The 2,318-nt window shown below is 57.9% G+C and carries 3 protein-coding genes; 1 reads left to right on the top strand and 2 read right to left on the bottom strand.

Translation table 11 applies throughout. The features are described 5' to 3' along the window. Nucleotides 1–12: 12 nt before the first annotated feature. The gene (locus ACH2ED_RS03485; RefSeq protein WP_395088823.1) at nucleotides 13–507 is read right to left on the bottom strand and encodes a hypothetical protein; all 495 of its coding nucleotides are present in this window, start codon (nucleotides 505–507) and stop codon (nucleotides 13–15) included. Continuing rightward, nucleotides 497–1,552 (bottom strand): AAA family ATPase, encoded by a 1,056-nt coding sequence (locus ACH2ED_RS03480; protein ID WP_395088822.1) that lies wholly within the window; start codon nucleotides 1,550–1,552, stop codon nucleotides 497–499. The genes ACH2ED_RS03485 and ACH2ED_RS03480 overlap by 11 nt, the downstream gene beginning before the upstream one ends. 216 nt (nucleotides 1,553–1,768) lie before the next feature. Between ACH2ED_RS03480 and ACH2ED_RS03475 the strand changes: the two genes are divergently transcribed. Beyond that, nucleotides 1,769–2,318: hypothetical protein (locus ACH2ED_RS03475; protein WP_395088821.1), on the top strand; the 550-nt coding region annotated here is incomplete at its 3' end.

The raw sequence follows: 2,318 nt of genomic DNA, 5'->3' as shown, positions 1-2,318 counted from the left end.
TGTCGCATAGTGCTAAGCCTCCTCCATTGCTTCTAGCTCGACGTACAGCAAGCGCACGGCCTGGGCGATCAGGTCTTGCTTCTTGATCCCCTGCTTGTGTTTGCGGTGGCTGTAGTCTCTTAGCCAATCATTCAGCTCTTCCGGTATGCGCAGGGTTATCGGAATCATCCTGCTGGCGCTAAGTTTCATGGCTTCTGCTTCGAGGTGCGCTTGACGACTTGGTGACCCCGGCTCCTCTGAGGCGCTTTTCTCTACAGGCGCTTTCTGCCTGGGATTGTTACTTGTCGCCTTCGCCGCTGCGTGTCTGCGCGGATTCGCATCTGCGCTTATTTCTTCATTACTGCGCATATGCGCAGTAATATTACTTGTAATATCTTTTTCTTCGGGCTGAGCAGGGAGCGCACTTGCCGGGGCAGGGCGTCCTGCATTCTCACGATCTCGCTGGAGAATGCGACTCATGGTGTCAGCATCGGGCAGCACCCCGCCGACCAATGACTTACGCGGCATCTACTACCTCCTGTACCTTGCGGGGCATCTGCTTCCCTTTTACGGGTGGCGTACCTCCCTCCAGATTGGCCTGGCGTACTTCCTCGGCCAGGGCAAAGTAATCCAGCGCGGCGGGGTCCTTGGCCCGGTACAGGGTGATGGGGGTACGCGCTGCCTGAGCCTCGCCGATCTTCACGGAGCGCCGTATGCTTGTCTCGAAAAGATCGTCCCCGAAGGCTCGTTTCAGCTCACCGCGTACATCAAGGGAGAGATTGGTGTTATCGGAGCGGTTGGACAGCGCCCTGACCCTCCGCAGCTCGGGATTCACCGAGCGGATCTCGCTGATGGTGTCCATGAGCTTGGCAACGCCTCGCAGGGAGAAAACCCCCATGTCCACAGGAACGATTACCTCGGTTGCAACCGAGAGTGCATTGAGCGTTAAGAGGCCAAGGGCGGGCGGGCAGTCGATCAAGATGTAGTCGAATCGGGTCATCAGCGGCTCCAAGACCTGCCGCAGGCGCATCTCCCTTGCCACTGCTCCAGCCAACTGATGGTCTGCTGACGCGAGCTCTAAGTTCGCCCCGATGAGCGAGAGGTTTGGTTCGTTGAGAATTGGGTTTAAGAGTGCTTTCTCAAGCGGTACCCGCTCCACCAAGACATTGTAGAGCGTCACTTCTAAGGTATCTGGGTTGGGGCCAAGTGCCTGGGTCAGGTTGCCCTGGGGATCACAGTCAATGGCAAGAACCAGAGAGTTAGAAGAGAGCGCTGCTGCCAGATTTGCGCAGGTGCTGGTCTTGCCTACGCCGCCTTTTTGGTTGGCCAGTGCGATCACCCGGCAGGGATGTTTTGGGGTATGGGTACGGGAATCGGTTGCCACTTCAGGATAGAGTGCCTGAAGGTCATTGAGCCTAACCTTTGACCGCGCACCCTGGCGCACCTTCGGCAACGAGCCGTCCTCGACCCGCCTGCGGATCGTCATCTCCGAGACACCTGCCCGCGCTGCTGCCTCGGTATAGCTGAGCAGTATCACTCGCTCATTCTCCTCTTTGTGAAAATTGTTTGACAAGTTATACAGTTCTTTCATCTCCGGGGCAAGGTATTCCTTAGGGGACAGTTTCAGCCGGTGCGCGACGAAAACCAAGTCCCAAGTCATAAAGGCACCGGTTCCCTTGCCGGGTTCAGTCCCGCCGCAAATTTGCGGAGCCGAGTGTGAACCTTGGGAGGCGATTTCAGACTTTCTATCTACGTGGGGCATTTGTGCCCTGGTGAGGAGAAGGCAAGAATGAGTGACAGTGATGAAGAGGTGGTACTGATCCGATCGACGCTTAAGCCGGTTCGCAGCAAGCAGGGAATCGCGCTCGACCTGGAGGCGGGCGTGGATCGTTTGGAACACGAAATGGAGCGCACCCGTCGGGCGGGGCTTCTTGGACTTGCCCGGCTCAAGTGGGAGGCCTGGCTGGAGGAGCGGATGCAGGGGCCAGCGGTACGCAAACTCAAGGCGCAACAGGCTCTTCTGGACGAACAAAGAAAAACGGCTGAGTCGCAGATTCGTCTTAAAGCGACCATCCAGGGCGGGGAGCGTGACGCGGAGCGCGGACGCATTGAGTACAACCAGGTGCTATGGCATCGCCTCCAGACCGACCTTGAGCATAGTGGCATTCTCATTCCGGGAAGCACTCAGGCAAGCCCGATGATGGTCGGCTCGCCGAGTAATCAGCCCGTCTCGGTGCATATCACGGACGAGCAGATCGAGGCGCTCGCCCTTCGTGCGGTAATGGGAATTAGCAAGGGGGAAGGCAGCGAAGCGGAGTGGGAACAGTATCGAGCCCAGC

The sequence above is a fragment of the Armatimonas sp. genome, from assembly GCF_043757465.1.
Classification (GTDB): domain Bacteria; phylum Armatimonadota; class Armatimonadia; order Armatimonadales; family Armatimonadaceae; genus Armatimonas.
Note: the sequence above shows the minus strand (reverse complement) of the source record. Positions and strands in the feature narration are given on the sequence as shown.

Coding starts and splice junctions, on each gene's coding strand:
- ACH2ED_RS03485 (WP_395088823.1), bottom strand. CDS start 507: ATGCCGCGTAAGTCATTGGTCGGCGGGGTGCTGCCCGATGCTGACACC.